The sequence below is a fragment of the Parasphingorhabdus halotolerans genome, from assembly GCF_012516475.1.
Lineage (GTDB): Bacteria > Pseudomonadota > Alphaproteobacteria > Sphingomonadales > Sphingomonadaceae > Parasphingorhabdus > Parasphingorhabdus halotolerans.
Window position 1 is genome coordinate 871,378 of the sequence record NZ_CP051217.1, and the last position, 16,127, is coordinate 887,504.

A 16,127-nucleotide genomic window follows, 5' to 3' on the forward strand; every position below is an offset into this window, starting at 1 on the left:
AAACGCTGCTTGCGAGACGCCTGTGATCGTCTAAAGTCATCGCGTGTTACTGTTACTCTCTGCGACGAATTGAGGCACACGTACGCCGAATCGAAAGGCCCTTATGAATATTACGGATTGCCACAATGTGAACGACTTTCGCAGCCTCGCGAAAAGACGCCTGCCCTTTCCGATATTTGATTATATCGACGGCGCGGCGGATGATGAGGTGACACGGCGGCGCAATACCGAGGCCTATGAACGCTGCGATCTGGTGCCCAATGTGCTGGCCGGTGTGCAGGATATTGACATGAGTGTCGAGGTCATGGGGCAGAAGCTTGCAATGCCCTTGTTCCTTTCTCCGACCGCCCTCCAGCGCCTGTTCCATTGGCAAGGCGAGCGTGCGGTTGCCCGTGCCGCAGAGAAATTCGGCACGTTCTTCGGTATCTCATCCCTCGGTACCGTCAGCATCGAACAAATTGGTGAGAGCATCAGCACACCCAAAATGTTCCAACTTTATGTTCACAAGGACAAGGCGCTCAACAAATCCATGGTGGAGCGTTGCAAGGCGGCGCAGTTTGATGCGTTGACGCTCACTGTCGACACTATTGTAGGCGGCAATCGCGAGCGGTGCCTGCGTTCCGGCTTCACCAGCCCGCCCAAAATCACCCCTACCAGTTTCTGGAGCTACGCCGCCAAACCCGCCTGGGGACTGAACTATATGTTTCGCGAGAAGTTTGAGCTCTCCAACCTGAAGGATCATGTCTCGGAAGGCACCAGCGTTCCCAAATCAGTCGCCGACTATTTCACCAATATGCTCGACCAGTCGCTCGACTGGAAAATGGCCGAGGAAATCCGCAAGGACTGGGGCGGCCAATTTTGTCTCAAGGGGATCATGTCGGTCGAAGATGCCAAGCGCGCCGTCGATATTGGCGCGACCGCGATCATGGTGTCCAATCATGGCGGGCGTCAACTTGACGGCAGTCGCGCGCCGTTTGATCAGCTTGCAGAGATTTGCGATGCAGTCGGCGACAAGCTTGATGTTATCTGCGATGGCGGCATCACCCGGGGCAGCCATATTCTAAAAGCACTCAGTGTCGGGGCGAAGGCATGCTCAGGCGGCAGGCTCTATCTTTATGCTCTGGCAGCATCCGGACAGCCGGGGGTTGAGCGAATCCTCGGATTGCTGCAAGCTGAAATCGAGCGCGACATGAAACTTATGGGGGTAACATCCGTTGATCAGTTGAATCGAGACAAATTGCGCTGGCGGTAAAAGACGGCGAAAAAGGGAACAGGACAATGAGAACACATACCAATATCATGACGCTCATGGCAGTCATCGCTCTGGCAGCAATTCCAGCGCAAGCTCAAACCGGTGCTCAGCCTGAGGAATCGACCGAAAAAGAAATCGGTAATAAAATCACCGAACCTTTTGATGGCAAGGAAGTTCCGGCTAAATTGCAAGCCATTCAGGATGCGCCCTATTCGCTAAGCGGTCTGCGTGGTTGCGCGGCGATCATCCGGGAAGTGAATGAACTAAACGATGTTCTTGGCCCCGATGTCAATGAGACTGTGGACAAGAGCAAAGCCAAAAAGCGCGAGGAAACCGCTGGCCGGGTGGCGGGTAGCGCCATCGGCTCGATCATTCCTTTCGGCGGTATAATCGGTGAGGTCACTGGCGCCAATGCAGAACGGCGGCGGTACAATATAGCAGTTTATGCAGGAACTGTTCGGCGCGGATTTCTGAAAGGCGTAGGACGCGAACGCGGCTGTAAGGCACCGGCGCGACCATAAGATATCAACCTTGGACGAAAAAATCTTGGGGGCAAGAATGAGAGACCAGCCATGGCTTTTGCCAGATCCTTTGTTGCTGCTTGCGTCGGACTTGCCATAGCGAGCACAGCTCATGCCAGTTCCCGGACGCCCTATGTCAATGATCCGATGGAAAAGCATATGGGCAACGCGCTGATGCAGCCATTGCGCGATGTAAATCTCAAGAAGGACAAAATCCCGCCAAGACTTCTGCAAATACAGGATGACCCCTATAATATTCAGGGTATGAGAGGTTGCCGCGCCATCGTCACAGAAATTGTCAGCCTGCGGCCAATGCTCGGCCCGGATGTCAACGAGGTTCAGCTCCATTCAGACGAAGAAATGCGCGAGGAAAGCGCAAGCCGCATCGCTGGCGGACTGATCGGCGGACTCATACCCTTTCGCGGCGTGGTGCGCGAGCTAACCGGGGCTAATGCCGCCGAGCGCGATTATTTTACCGCTCTGACCGCAGGCTTCGCCCGGCGCAGCTTTTTAAAGGGGATTGCCGTGAGTCAGGGCTGTCTGCCGCCGCCGAAACCTTTTCAAATGGTGCTGGCCTATGATTTGCAGGGCTTTTAGATCCCACCAAAGCTGATGGCGATTTTCTAACCTATATTCGGCAACGCCTACTCAAACGTACCTACGAAAAACCAGAGCGCAATGGCGGCCAGCATAAGGGCAAAGCCACGTCGCACCAGCGGCGCGGACGGGCTGTTCATAAGCCATTCGTGGGCGCGTCCGGAGAGCAGAACGATGACGATATGGATCAGCGTGGCAACCCCGACATAAGCGAAGGATAGCTGCAGGGTTTGCGCGGCAACCGGTTGGCTGACCGTAATATACCCCGGTAGAACGACGACAAAGAAAACCGCAGCCTTGGGATTGAGCAGGTTTATGATGATGCCACGGCGAAAATGCTTTGCTGGCGGGTCACTATTGCCCGCGGCTCCGGGTGAAACTTCCCGCTCGCCGACCCACGCCTCCCATGCAAGAAACAGCAGATAGCCGGCCCCGGCATAGCGCAGCAAATTGAAAACAAGGTCCGACGCATGAGCGAGTTGTGCGAGTCCTAGCGCCGATGCAGCAGCAATAATCGCCAGCCCGATCCCGATCCCGGCGGTCGCTGCAAAACCCGCCCGCCTGCCCTCACTGGCACTGAGCAAAGCAAGCCAGCCCATATTCGGGCCGGGTGTCAGTTCTACCAGCAGAGCGACGAGCAGGAAGGAGGGGAGCATTGGCGCAAGCATCAGCAGGCGTGTATCGCGGTTTTGGCGTTACGGGAAGTGGTTGTGGGGTTGCTGTTCCGGAAAATCGAAGTGATCGTGGATCCAGAGGACGTAGCGGAGATGCTATCAAACGCGATTGCCCAGCAAATGAGTGAGTTCGAGTCTAAGCGAGCTAACTTCGCCGATTAGTGCGGCATTAATATCTTTTACATCTGACCTGTCTTATCGGCACGGCTGATCAAACCAACTTTATTCCATTGTGCGACGCAGCAGCAAAAGATGCACCCTGCATCGTTTTGCACAAAGTCGCAGCAATAAAATCTTTCCGTTCTATCAATAAACCCGCTTCTTCGGCTTCACATACTCCGCTTCGTCGGTCAGTGTGTAATCATGGACCGGACGGTAATCGATCACTACCTTACCGCCTTTGCCGCCCCAGCCTTCAAAGGTTGTGGTCGTATGTTTCATCCATTCCTTGTCATCACGATCAGGATAATCCTCATGCATGTGCGCGCCGCGGCTTTCTTTGCGGTTGGCGGCACTTTTGATCGTGACCATGGCTTGGCTCATCAGATTGTCGAGCTCTAGCGTTTCAATGAGATCGGTGTTCCAGATCAGCGAGCGATCAGTCACGCCGACATCGGCCAGTTTCGCGTTGACCTTGTCCATCGCTTCCACGCCTTCCGCAAGCAATGCATTGTCACGGAATACGGCTGCGTGCGCCTGCATGGTTTTCTGCATTTCGAGTCGCAGATCGGCAGTAGGGATACTGCCCTTCGCGTTGCGGAAATGGTCGAGGCGTTCCAGCGCGAGATCGGCGCTATTCGCCGGAAGCGGCTTGTGCGGACCGTTGGGTTTCAGCTTGTCTTTAAGCCGCAGACCGGTCGCGCGGCCAAACACCACAAGATCGATCAGAGAGTTGGAACCCAGACGATTTGCGCCGTGGACGGACACACAGGCCGCCTCTCCCACAGCATAAAGCCCTGGCACAACTGCATCAGGATCCGTGTTTGTCGGATTGACGACTTCGCCGTGATAATTGCAGGGAATGCCGCCCATATTATAATGGACGGTGGGTACAACCGGCAGCGCTTCACGGGTCAGGTCGACACCGGCAAAAATCTTGCCGGTTTCGGTAATGCCCGGCAGGCGCTCGGCCAGCACGTCCGGCGCGATATGGTCGAGGTGGAGATGGATATGGTCCTTCTCCGGCCCGACACCGCGGCCTTCGCGAATTTCGGTCGCCATGCACCGCGACACCACATCACGTGAGGCGAGATCCTTGGCGCTCGGCGCATAACGTTCCATGAACCGTTCGCCTTCGGAGTTGGTAAGATAACCACCCTCGCCGCGTGCACCCTCGGTAATCAACACACCCGCACCGTAAATGCCGGTTGGGTGAAACTGGACAAATTCCATGTCCTGCAATGGCAGACCAGCGCGCAGCACCATCCCACCACCGTCACCGGTGCAAGTATGGGCAGAAGTCGCGCTGAAATAACAGCGTCCAGAACCGCCGGTTGCAAGCACCACAGCATGGCTTTTGAAACGATGGATCGAGCCGTCTTCCATGCACAAGGCAATCACGCCCCGGCATTCACCGTTTTCCATGATCAGATCGATAGCAAAATATTCGACAAAGAAATCCGCGTCATATTTCAGGCTCTGCTGATAAAGCGCATGGAGCATCGCATGGCCGGTACGGTCAGCCGCCGCGCAGGTCCGCTGTACAGGCGGCCCCTCACCCATATTCTGCATATGGCCGCCAAAGGGGCGCTGGTAGATCGTGCCATCTTCATTTCGGGAGAACGGCACACCGGCATGTTCAAGTTCGTAAACCGCTTGCGGGGCTTCGCGCACGAGATATTCAATCGCATCCTGATCGCCCAGCCAGTCGGAGCCCTTGACCGTGTCAAACATATGCCAGGTCCAGTGATCTGGCGTGTTATTGCCAAGAGAGGCGGCAATCCCGCCCTGCGCTGCAACCGTATGTGAACGGGTTGGAAAAACTTTGGTGATACACGCGGTTTTCAGGCCAGCTTCCGCAGACCCCATAGTGGCGCGGAGGCCGGAGCCGCCGGCTCCGACAACCACGGTGTCATAGGTATGGTCAATAATCTTGTAAGCGGGCTGTGCGTTCGTGTCGGTCATTATACAGCCACTCCTGTAAATGCGATTTTGGCAACAGCGAAAATGCCAAGCGCCGCGCCGCCAATGGCGAAAAAGTTGAGAAAGATGATCAAGCCAAATTTGATGCCATGATCCGGCACATAATCTTCAATCAGCACTTGCAGCCCGAGCCGCAAATGCCAGAAAATGCTCACCAGCATCAGCATCATCGGCACAGCCACCAGTGGCGATGACAACCAGCCAACCATCAGTTCATGTTCATAATTCGGTAGCCGCAGCAAAGAAAACAGCAGCCACATCACAAGCAAAAGATTGCCGATCGCGGTTACGCGTTGAATGATCCAGTGATGCGCGCCGTGACCGGCAGAGCCCAGACCGCGTACCCGGCCAATATTTGTTCCTGATCCCATTTATCAGACCCCTGTCAAAAATTCTTGAAAGCGATGTAGAGCCACATCGCAGCTGTTGCCAAAACCGCCAAAAGCGGAACGGCAGCTGACCACATTTTATTGGCTTTCAGCTCGTAGCCAGCACCGGCATCCATCACGAAATGGCGCAAGCCGGAAAACATATGCTCGAAAAACGAGAAGCTCATGCCGACCAGAACAATATATCCAAGATAATAGAAATTCATCCAGCTAAGGAAATACTCGTAGCTCTCAGGTCCGGCGGAAATGCTGTAGAGCCACCACACCAGCAGCGGCATACCAACCAGCGCCATACCGTCTCCGGTTGCGCGGTGAAGAATGGACACCAGCATGGCTGGACCCCATTTATATACTTGCAAATGCGGCGATAACGGCCGGTTCGATGCCTTACCCGGTGCTTGGGCCATAGTCTTCCCCTGAACAATGTAACACCGCGACCCGATATAGAGCCTAGCGGAGTCTCTCAATTGAGACAATCCCTTAGCGAAAAGGAACAGCCATGCAAACCGGATGCGCGTTGTTTGAGCAAGTTTTTATCGGCAAAGCTGATATTCACGATACGGCATTAATGACACACTGTCTGTTGGACGTTTGAAAAAAAGCCTTCTATTGGGCCGAAATGACCATAGAAAAAACGCATATTCTGGTGACCGGTGCCAGCAGAGGTATCGGCAAATCTATTCTCGAAACTTTTGATCAAACCAGCGCAGTCGTTGTAGGCCATAGCACCTCCGGGGACAACGGCCTGATCAAAGCAGATTTTTCGCAAGCCGGTGCAGGGAACCAACTTTGGGCCGATGCACTCGACCGGCTGGATGGTCACATTGACGTTCTCGTCAACAATGCCGGTATATTTGATCCTAACCCGCTGACGGGTGATGATGAGGCATGGCGCGATAGCTGGAACAGGACAATGCAGATTAACCTCACAGCATCAGCAGAACTCTGCCGATTGGCCGTACTGCATTTTCGGGAGCGCGGGAGCGGCGGGCGGATTGTCAACATAGCCAGCCGCGCCGCCTATCGCGGGGATAGCCCGGACCACTGGCATTATGCGGCATCCAAGGGCGGTATGGTGGCGATGACCAAAACCATCGCGCGGGCCTACGCGCGTGAGGAGATATTAGCCTTCGCAATTTGCCCAGGATTCACGATGACGGGCATGGCAGAGGAATATCTGGCAAGCCGCGGCGGCGACAAATTACTTGCTGACATTCCCTTGGGCCGCGTCGCCCAGCCGGAAGAAATTGCCAGCATGGCAAAATATTGCGCCCTTGATGCGCCTCCATCCATGACCGGTGCCGTGCTGGATGCCAATGGCGCGAGCTTTGTTCGCTAGATGGTCCGCTAAATGATCCAGCGCGAACTGCTCGGCACAGCGGCTATTCCTGGCGGCGAAGAGTTGCGGCTATTCCGGCGAACGCTGAAGGGTGGCGATGAATTTTCGATCATGCTGGGCAGGATCGAACTCATGAATAGCCGTCTGAGCGGTTCGGAAGAAGCCTTGGCCACCCTCACCTGCAAGCGACTTAGAGCGAAGAACCCGCGTATTTTGATCGGTGGTTATGGCATGGGTTTCACTTTGCGGGCAGCACTCACCGTTTTGCCAAATCAGGCGCATATCGAAGTGGCTGAGCTGATACCCGCCATTGTGGATTGGGCGCGCGGACCAATGGCAGAGCTCTCCAGCGATTGCCTTGACGATACCCGCGTCAAAATCAGTATCGGGGACGTCAGGAAGATTATTGCAGCCGCCGACCGCGAATACGATGCGATCTTGCTTGATGTCGACAATGGACCCGATGGATTGACCAAGGGTGACAATGAGCAACTATATGGCATGACCGGGCTGAGCACAGCCAAGTCCGCATTGCGCGCAGGCGGCATCCTGGCGATTTGGTCCAGCGGACCTGATGCTGCTTTTGGCAAACGGCTGCAAAAATCCGGTTTTGCAGTCGAAGAAAAAACCGTTAGCGCCCGTGCCAATGGCAAAGGTGCGAAACACACGATCTGGCTGGCGACAAACGAGTAAGTCTATTCGGGCATACCCGACAGCCCGCTTGCCTCGCGCAGCGCCTCGGCATTTAAGCGATAACCATCCAAAAACACGGTATCAACATGGCGGAGGTTATTAATATCCTGCGACACGTCGCCATCGACCAGAATGATATTTGCAACCTTTCCCGGCGCGATCGAACCGAAATTCTCGTCCATGCCGGTCATCTTGGCGGGCACGATGGTCGCACTTTGCAAAGCTTCAACATTGGTCATCCCCGCTTCCTGGTATAGTTCAAGTTCGCGGACCAATTCCAGCCCCCAGCCATCAGTACCCGCAACGATCGGCGCACCCGCGTCATGAAGCCGGCCAACCAGCCCGACCATTTTATTGAAACTCTTGCGGAAATCGTCACGCGTTAGTCCATCGAATAGCGGGTAACCTGCGATCTTCCATCCACGGGCAACAGAGGGCGGCGCAACCTTTGCAAACGGTGCATAAGACGGCGCTAAATCGCTTCCGTCCGACGTCATCAACGGCTCCCATACCACCAATGTGGGATCGATATAAGTTCCGCGCTCGGCGAGTTCGGCATAGAAGGCCGTCATCTCAGGTGAGTCGAGATCGACATCTTTCCCGTATTTGGCCGGACCCTCCAGCCGCGCCGCCGTGTTTGATTTGTCGACTACCTCTTGCGGCATGGCTTGCATCATTATGAAATTTATATGGGTTATCTCGTCATAACCGGCGCGAACAGCCTCAATAGGTCGCATGCCTGCTGGAATATGGCCGTGCACGTGCAGACCCAGCTTATGCGCTTCAGCCGCTGCTGGGGCAATCCACTCGGGTGTCATGGAGGTATAAAATTTTGCGCCCCACAGGCCAGCTTCCTTAACCTTGTTGACCGCTACTATTGCCTCTTCGACCGACGAGACCGTGAGCGAACCTTGCGCCGCAAGCGGATCCTTCCGGTCGATGATCACCGATACCTTACCCTCCGGTGCCAGCAGATCGCCTGCTGCACGGCGCTTGTTGATGCTCAGCGCATCTTCGATCAGCGATCCGGGACTACGATAGTTTGTCAGGCCAGTCGCCAGATTCTGGAGCAGATTCCAGTCATCACCAACGTGCAAGTGCGCGTCCCACAGGCCGGGGAGCAGTGTCTTGCCCTTACCGTCAATCACGGTCGCATCTGTAGGCGCTTTAAGCGACCCTGAAGCACCGACCTCTGCAATCTTGCCCTCAGCGATGACAACTGACTGACCAGACAGATATTCGCCCGCGATGGAATCGAACAGGAGAACGTTGTTGATGACAGTCGGGGTCGCGTTTTCAGGGACAAGAAAATTGCGCGCGACATCACGCACCATCTCGGCTGTGGCATCCTCCTGAATATCTTTCAGTTTCTGCGCGTTCGCCTCATAACCGACTGGCAGCAGTGACATGCCGCCCGAAAAACCGAAAAATCCGTTGTCCGCGTCAAGCCATACCGGAGAGGGCGAAAACCCGTAACCTCTTACAAAGGCAAGCTTCACTGTGACGGGGCCATCGGGTCCCTCAATTTCCACCGCTTGGCCGATGGTCATGCTGGCACGTCCGGATGGCAAAAGGTCGATTCCCTTTTCACCAGCAGCAACGAGCGCCTCTATGTCATGCTCGCCGGCTAACCACGGTCCGCCATAGCTATTGTAGCGCTTTTCACCCAAAGGTGCAGAACCTTCATCAACTGAAGTCTTCCAATGGGCCATACCATTTTTATCGACATGGAAATCTTCGGTTGCGTCACCGGAATCAGTAAAGCCGCGAATGGCAATCTTCACCGGTTGGCCATCAGGACCGAAAGCAACAGTCTGATCAGTTTCCGTAATCCAGCCCCGAAGCGACATCGACATACGGTAAGCTATTGATCCATCCGCCAGCTTCCACGACCAGATATCACCATGCTTGCCTGCAGTAGAACTGATGGCATAATGGCGCGCGTCATCGGGCGCGCTCATCAATTCTTCTTTTTTGATGGGTTCGGCGTCGACCGCGGTCGAAATAGATGTGAAGGCAAAGGCGACAAGTGCCGCAATGAAAAATTTCCGCATATACCGTTCTCTCTTTGAATCCTGACGCCGTATTGTTGCACTCGCTTAGTTCTTTAAGCAATTTCTTTTTAAACGCCGACTTTTCAACGTAATGATGTGGACAAAGCAGACTTTAAACCAATCCCGCATCCGCAATATTGCAACACTGGCAAAAGCCCGCGATCTCCGCTTACCGCCCCATATCCCGCTGGATTGTCTTGCTCGCCATATAGAAGTGAAAAACAGACCAGACATAGAGACATTTGAAGATAACCATCGACCATTGCAGCCCGTCAGCATTAGCGGAATCACAAGCCGATTGAGCGGCCGCCGCAAGGTTCGACGCTTTGCAGGCTTCCAAGGTCAGCGATGGATCTATACCGGACAAGAAGGTCGCATTCAGTATAGTCGAAAGGCCACCAATCAATGGCGGCCCGAGACCATAGCCAAGCAGATTGACGATGAACAATGTGACCGCCACCGCCGTTGCTCTCATCCGGCTGTCCACGACACCGCTGGGCACTGCATAGAGCGGACACAAATAGGTATAGAGGAGCATCTGGCCGACCATCAACAGTGGCACTGCTATCCACAAGGAATCAGTCAAATATCCGGTGACATGCATTGGAATGACGCCGATCAGTGCAAACATTGGTATGAGCGCCAATGCCTTCGGAAAGCGCTCAGCATATTTGTCCGCCAAAAAACCCGACATATAGGTGCCGATAGAGGCCATCACCGCCAGCGCCATTGCGATTTTCACCGACGCGTCGAATATCGACATTTCATGCGTGCGAATCAGGAAAGAGACGAAAAACTGCCCGACGCCGTAATTCACAAACGAAGCAATGGTGACGCCCATTGTGACATGCCAATAGGACGGTTTTTGCGTCAGGATTCTTAGAACTTCGCCAAAGCCAACCTGCTCTTTATTTTGCATTTCGGCGGGATCGGTATAGCCGCGTGGTGGTTCCTTGATCGTCATTTTAACAAGCATCGCAACAATGATTCCAGGAACACCGACGACCACAAATGCCACACGCCAACCTTCGATATTCTGCCAATCGAGCGCATTTACCGCCCATGTCCAGTTCCAACTCTGCAGCATTGCCCCAACGATCGGGCCATCAAGATTGCCGACAATAAATCCACCAAAAATATAGGCTACCATCCCGCCAAGCGGTATTCCCAAAGCGTATACCGACACTGCCGTAGAACGCTCCTTGGGAATAAAATAATCGGCGATGATTGAGTTCGCTGGCGGTGAGCAGCCTGCTTCGCCTATACTGACACCAATACGGAAAACGAAAAGCGCGATGAAACTGGTCGCAAAACCACAAAGCGCTGTCATAAGGCTCCATAACGCTATCGAACCAGCGATAATCCAAACCCGATGATTTTTCTCGGAAAAGCGCGCAATGGGAATGCCGACAAATGTGTAGAGGATCGCAAAGGCCGGACCACCGAGCAATCCCATCTGCCAATCTTCGACGCCGAACGATTCCTTGATCGGCTCGGTCAGAATGTTGATGATCGTGCGGTCGATAAAATTGAAAATATAGACCGTCAGCAACATGCCCAAAATATAATTACGGTAACTCTTTGTGCCATAACCGGTTTCCGGGGTCCCGCCCGCGTGATCCGTCGATAGGTCGCCCACTGCCGCTTCAGCCAAATCCTCACTCCTGTTTTCGTTTCCGACCTCCTCTCACTTTTGTTTCTAGTGATGAAAAGTTCGGACCGGCAGCCGACTGATAAAACACACCAGCCGACATCCCAATTTTCAGAGCATAGCTATTTCAAACACGAATAGAAGCGCAAACTTTACGCGAGGTCCAATGGTCTTGGCTGATCGACAAGGTTTAACAAACTCCAGACAGGATAATCAATTTGCACACTTACTGCGCTGCCACCTTATCGGCCTTACCTTATCACTGGCCTAATCGACGATCCTCCGCTAACGAGCGCCCCATGCTCAATTTCAACAATGTAACAGTGCGCCTCGGCGGCACCACCATATTGGACGGCGCAGCGGCCGCGCTTCCGCCCGGTGCGCGTGTCGGCCTTATTGGCCGCAACGGTGCGGGCAAGTCGACCCTGATGAAAGTGGTTGCCGGAATGCTCGAGCCGGACGACGGCAGCATTGACCTGCCCAAGGATGCGCGACTGGGTTATATTGCCCAGGAAGCTCCCGCCGGTTTGGCATCTCCGCTAGAAACTGTGTTGGCTGCAGACACCGAACGTGCGACCTTGTTGCATGAATCGGAGACCACCAAGGATCCGCACCGTATCGGCGAAATTCACGAACGCCTGAACATGATCGAAGCGCATAGCGCGCCGGCCCGTGCCGCCAAAATTCTGATCGGTCTGGGCTTTGACGAAGAAGCGCAATCGCAGCCAATGGATAGTTTCTCCGGTGGCTGGCGGATGCGCGTAGCGCTGGGCGCTTTGCTGTTTTCGCAGCCCGAGATGCTGCTGCTTGATGAGCCTTCCAACCACCTCGATCTGGAGGCCACGCTTTGGCTGGAGAATTTCTTGCGCAGCTATCAGGCAACTATATTGGTAGTGAGCCATGAGCGCGATCTGCTCAACAATGTCGTCGATCATATTCTGCATCTGCAGCACGGCAAAACGACACTCTACCCCGGTGGCTATGATGCGTTTGAGAAACAGCGCGCCGAGCGGCAAGCACAACAGGCATCCGCGCGGGAAAAACAAATTGCGCAGCGCGACAAGTTACAATCCTTTGTCACCCGCTGGGGTGCCAAGGCGCATAGCGCAAAACAGGCGCAGAGCCGCGTAAAGGCGCTCGCGCGGATGGAGCCGATTGCTGCCGCTATAGACGACCCCTCGCTCAGCTTTCATTTTCCCAGCCCCGCTGAACTCAAGCCACCTTTGATCACGCTGGATGATGCGGCGGTCGGCTATGGTGATAATATCATTTTGTCGCATCTCAATTTACGGCTTGATCCGGATGACCGCACCGCGCTTTTGGGACGGAACGGCAATGGCAAAACCACTCTTGCGCGTTTGCTGGCCAGCCAGTTGGAACCCAAGCAGGGTGAGATCAATAAATCCGGGAAGCTCACCGTCGGCTACTTCACCCAGTATCAGGTGGAAGAACTGGATACCGACGATACGCCGCTGGAGCATATGACCCGCCTTATGCAGGAAGCGAAGCCCGGCGCCGTGCGCGCACAGCTTGGCCGGTTTGGCTTTTCCGGCGACAAAGCGACCATAAAAGTCGGCAAGCTTTCCGGCGGGGAACGGGCGCGTCTCGCACTAGCGCTTATTACCCGCGATGCGCCGCATTTGCTGATCCTTGATGAGCCGACCAACCATCTCGATGTCGATGCTCGTGAGGCTTTGGTGCACGCGCTCAACGAATATAACGGCGCGGTAATATTGGTAAGCCATGACCGGCACATGCTGGAGCTGACCGCCGACCGACTCATAATGGTCGATAGCGGACAGGCAAAAGAATTTGCCGGAACGCTGAGTGATTATACCGATTTCGTACTCGGCAAAAATCAGGAATCGAAATCGGATGGCAAATCCGGAGGCGGCAATCGCAAGGAGGAACGCCGCGCTGCTGCCGAGCGACGCAAGCTGCAAACAGAAATGCGCAAGGCGATAAAGACGGCAGAAAAGGACATGGAGATGTATAGCGTCACCGTCTCCGCCATCGACCGCGCGATGTTTGACCCGTCAACAGCGGAAAAACAGCTAGCCGGATACACGATGACCGAACTGATGAAACTGCGAGCCGAGATGCAGGAGAAGCTCGACAAGGCCGAAGCGCGCTGGATGGAAGCGAGCGATGTATTGGAGGTAGAATCCGAAAATGCCTGATGGCGTTACAGTGACCTGGAAAATATCCTTGCCCTGCTCCCGCGCCGAGGCGGAGGCATTAGCGGAAGATAATTTTTTTATCGCATCAACAGATAGTGTGCCGACAATTGTCACCCGGGAAGATGACCCGAAAAAGCCTGATGCCTGGGCAATTGACGTCTATTGTGACGCCAAGCCAGACACAAAGATGCTGCGCAATATTGCAAAGCTTGTACCGTCGACAACTGCGAAACCCACAATCGAAAAACTCGGTGATGAAGATTGGGTGACGATGAGTCAGCAGGGCCTTGAGCCGCTGCGCGCTGGCCGCTTTTATGTGCACACTTCTAACAGTCCGCCGCTGGATACTCTGAACATTCACAACATCTGCGTTGATGCGGGCCAGGCCTTCGGTACGGGCCACCATGAAACAACAATGGGGTGTCTGGAAGCGTTGGATCGCCTGAAACAGCAGGGTCGCAGCTTTCGGAATATTGCCGATATCGGCACCGGGACCGGATTGCTGGCCTTTGCCGCTAATCACCTGTGGCCGCACGCAAAAATTATTGCGAGCGATATTGATATCGTTGCGGTGGAAGTCAGCAAGACCAATGCCGTCGCCAATAATATCAAGTTGGGCCATCGTCGCGGTGCGGTGCGGCTGCTCCAAAGCAATGGGTTAGATAGCCCGGCCTTCAAACGGCGCGCGCCGTTTGATCTGATCATCGCCAATATATTGGTCGGGCCATTGGTCAGTCTCGCCCCGCAAATTGCGGCTGCTGCAAAGCCGGGCACAATACTCATTCTCGCTGGTCTTTTGGTGCATCAAAAGCCTGCGGTCGTCAGCGCCTACGCCAAGGCCGGATTTCGGCTGCGCGGCACGAGACTGGAGAGCGAATGGCCATGTTTGACTTTGGTCAAGGCCCGCAGATATGGCCGAATACGACCAACACGCCAACCCAAATCACCGCTTGCTGCTGACTATTTTGGCGAATGCTAAACGTTCTTTAAACAACGGTCGCTTCACCTGATTGCGATCGCGCATATGCCTGTGTGCCTTTAGTCAACACCACATCGCCGTCCACAATTTCCGCAATCCTGATATCCGGCAGATCAGCAATCTTGTCGTAAACCGGTTTAAAATCGGTCTCAACCGTCACCCTGAGCAATTCATCCAGACTGGGTATGACGAAATAATTCTGCTGATAATCGTCAATCCTATATTCCGTGCGCAATATCCGCTCCAAATCGAACATGATCCGGTTCGGGCTGGGATCTTCCAGCGCAAAAATGCTCTCGCCATAGCTGGAAACGATACCTGCACCATATATCCGCAGGCCATCGGGTTCCTGAATTAGTCCAAACTCGACGGTGTACCAGTACAGCCGGGCGAGCTGCTTGAGCGTGCCATATTCCAATGCGCGCAATCCACCGCGTCCATAAGCTGCCATATAATCACCGAAGCGCTGATCGGCGAGCATTGGCACATGGCCAAAGACGTCGTGGAAAATATCGGGTTCCTGTAAATAGTCCAATTGATCCCGGCGGCGGATGAAATTGCCGGAAACGAAGCGCCGGTTGGCGAGATGATCAAAAAAAACATCGTCCGGAACAAGTCCTGGAACGGCAACCACCTGCCAGCCGGTTGTATCCATCAATATCCGGTTGAGTTCAGCAAAATCGGGAATGCCGGGTTTTGACAGCTTTAAAATGTCAATACCGTTAAGAAACGCCTGCGCCGCCCTGTCCGGCAGCATGTCCTTTTGCCGCGCATATAATATGTCCCAGGTCTCGTGCTGCTCAGCGTTGTAAGACCGCCAATCCTGATCAATCGTCCAGTCCGGATTTGCATGCGCAGGGGGCTTGTCATAAACATGTGTTGCGGGATCAGGGGTAGCGAGCATTTTCTCACTCTACAGTAAAACAGGTTTCAATGGCAACTTCATGGTTTAAATGGTTGAAAAGAGGCTTGATCGCGTTGGCTATCATCATTTTATTCTATTTACTGGCAGCCTTGATCGGCAGCATTTTACCCGCCAACCAATCGTGGAACAGCCCCGATGATGGTATTGAGCTGTTCGTCGAAACCAATGGTCTGCATACTGGTATCATCATGCCGATCCGAACCGATGCGCACGATTGGAGCGATCTTATCCGCCCGGAGCATATGACCGACCCTGCGCTGTATGGCAGTCATATTTTAGTCGGCTGGGGTCATGCCGGCGTCTACCGGAACACCCGATACTGGAGAGATTTGCGGGTGTCCGACGCCGCAAGCGCAATATTTGGCAGTGATGAAACACTTGTCCACGTCTACCACCTTACGTATCCACAGGCTTATCCGCATTATCGCAGAAGCCTGAAGGTCAGCGAAGTGGAATATCGCAAAATCGCGGCGGCAATCCGGGCGCGATTTGTGCTTAATGACGCGGGACTGCCGACGCCGTCGCGCGGTTACGGAAAAGATGATTTATTCTATCACGCGCGCGGTCACTACAACGCCTTCTACACCTGCAATAGCTGGACCAGCGATGTACTTCGGCAAGCGGGCGTGAGGACCGGGCGATGGACACCTTTTCAGGGTGGGGTAATGCGGTGGGTACCGGAGAAAGCAGAACCGACTTTACCGTAGCTTTTGGAATAAGAAGCAAGGAAA

Annotated in this window: 15 protein-coding genes; 8 read left to right on the plus strand and 7 right to left on the minus strand. The window is 54.3% G+C overall.

What is annotated here, in order from left to right; translation table 11 throughout:
* Window positions 1-103: 103 nt before the first annotated feature.
* From HF685_RS04230 to HF685_RS04240, 3 genes are read left to right on the plus strand one after another with little or no spacing between them, the layout of a single operon-like run.
* Complete coding sequence (locus tag HF685_RS04230) at window positions 104-1,252, plus strand: alpha-hydroxy acid oxidase (protein ID WP_168818433.1); 1,149 nt, start codon at window positions 104-106, stop codon at window positions 1,250-1,252.
* A gap of 26 nt (window positions 1,253-1,278) precedes the next feature.
* Window positions 1,279-1,773, plus strand: coding sequence for a hypothetical protein (locus tag HF685_RS04235; protein ID WP_168818434.1), 495 nt, complete (start codon window positions 1,279-1,281; stop codon window positions 1,771-1,773).
* Between the two features lie 51 nt (window positions 1,774-1,824).
* The gene (locus HF685_RS04240) at window positions 1,825-2,370 is read left to right on the plus strand and encodes a hypothetical protein (RefSeq protein WP_168818435.1); all 546 of its coding nucleotides are present in this window, start codon (window positions 1,825-1,827) and stop codon (window positions 2,368-2,370) included.
* Between the two features lie 47 nt (window positions 2,371-2,417).
* On the opposite strand, the gene HF685_RS04245 is transcribed toward HF685_RS04240, so the two are convergent.
* The 4 genes from HF685_RS04245 to sdhC all read right to left on the minus strand — a co-directional run bounded on the left by HF685_RS04245 (window position 2,418) and on the right by sdhC (window position 5,982).
* On the minus strand, window positions 2,418-3,038 hold the full coding sequence (locus tag HF685_RS04245; RefSeq protein WP_168818436.1) for a LysE family translocator: 621 nt from the start codon (window positions 3,036-3,038) through the stop codon (window positions 2,418-2,420).
* Window positions 3,039-3,350: 312 nt separating this feature from the next.
* Window positions 3,351-5,168, minus strand: a complete 1,818-nt coding sequence (sdhA, locus tag HF685_RS04250) for a succinate dehydrogenase flavoprotein subunit (protein WP_168818437.1) — start codon at window positions 5,166-5,168, stop codon at window positions 3,351-3,353.
* On the minus strand, window positions 5,168-5,557 hold the full coding sequence (sdhD, locus tag HF685_RS04255; RefSeq protein ID WP_168818438.1) for a succinate dehydrogenase, hydrophobic membrane anchor protein: 390 nt from the start codon (window positions 5,555-5,557) through the stop codon (window positions 5,168-5,170). Before sdhD ends, sdhA begins: the two co-directional genes overlap by 1 nt.
* Window positions 5,558-5,571: 14 nt before the next feature.
* Entirely contained in the window at window positions 5,572-5,982 is a 411-nt protein-coding gene (gene sdhC, locus HF685_RS04260) for a succinate dehydrogenase, cytochrome b556 subunit (protein WP_168818439.1), read from the minus strand.
* A gap of 212 nt (window positions 5,983-6,194) precedes the next feature.
* On the opposite strand from sdhC, the gene HF685_RS04265 reads away from it, so the two are divergent.
* Complete coding sequence (locus HF685_RS04265) at window positions 6,195-6,914, plus strand: SDR family NAD(P)-dependent oxidoreductase (protein WP_168818440.1); 720 nt, start codon at window positions 6,195-6,197, stop codon at window positions 6,912-6,914.
* 12 nt (window positions 6,915-6,926) lie between these two features.
* Complete coding sequence (locus HF685_RS04270; RefSeq protein WP_168818441.1) at window positions 6,927-7,607, plus strand: spermidine synthase; 681 nt, start codon at window positions 6,927-6,929, stop codon at window positions 7,605-7,607.
* A gap of 2 nt (window positions 7,608-7,609) precedes the next feature.
* Here the strand turns inward: HF685_RS04270 and HF685_RS04275 are convergent, their stop codons facing one another.
* Entirely contained in the window at window positions 7,610-9,661 is a 2,052-nt protein-coding gene (locus HF685_RS04275; RefSeq protein WP_168818442.1) for an amidohydrolase family protein, read from the minus strand.
* A gap of 169 nt (window positions 9,662-9,830) precedes the next feature.
* Complete coding sequence (locus tag HF685_RS04280) at window positions 9,831-11,315, minus strand: spinster family MFS transporter (protein ID WP_246218740.1); 1,485 nt, start codon at window positions 11,313-11,315, stop codon at window positions 9,831-9,833.
* A gap of 296 nt (window positions 11,316-11,611) precedes the next feature.
* Between HF685_RS04280 and HF685_RS04285 the strand changes: the two genes are divergently transcribed.
* Window positions 11,612-13,492, plus strand: coding sequence for an ABC-F family ATP-binding cassette domain-containing protein (locus tag HF685_RS04285; protein ID WP_168818443.1), 1,881 nt, complete (start codon window positions 11,612-11,614; stop codon window positions 13,490-13,492).
* Window positions 13,485-14,471 (plus strand): 50S ribosomal protein L11 methyltransferase, encoded by a 987-nt coding sequence (locus HF685_RS04290; RefSeq protein WP_168818444.1) that lies wholly within the window; start codon window positions 13,485-13,487, stop codon window positions 14,469-14,471. The genes HF685_RS04285 and HF685_RS04290 overlap by 8 nt, the downstream gene beginning before the upstream one ends.
* Before the next feature lie 7 nt (window positions 14,472-14,478).
* Here HF685_RS04290 and phhA read toward each other — a convergent pair whose 3' ends face one another.
* Window positions 14,479-15,375 (minus strand): phenylalanine 4-monooxygenase, encoded by an 897-nt coding sequence (gene phhA / locus HF685_RS04295; RefSeq protein ID WP_168818445.1) that lies wholly within the window; start codon window positions 15,373-15,375, stop codon window positions 14,479-14,481.
* A gap of 65 nt (window positions 15,376-15,440) precedes the next feature.
* Here phhA and HF685_RS04300 point away from each other — a divergent pair, with 65 nt between their 5' ends.
* A complete protein-coding gene (locus HF685_RS04300) occupies window positions 15,441-16,103 on the plus strand; it encodes a TIGR02117 family protein (protein ID WP_168818446.1) in 663 nt (220 codons plus the stop codon).
* Window positions 16,104-16,127: the final 24 nt, after the last annotated feature.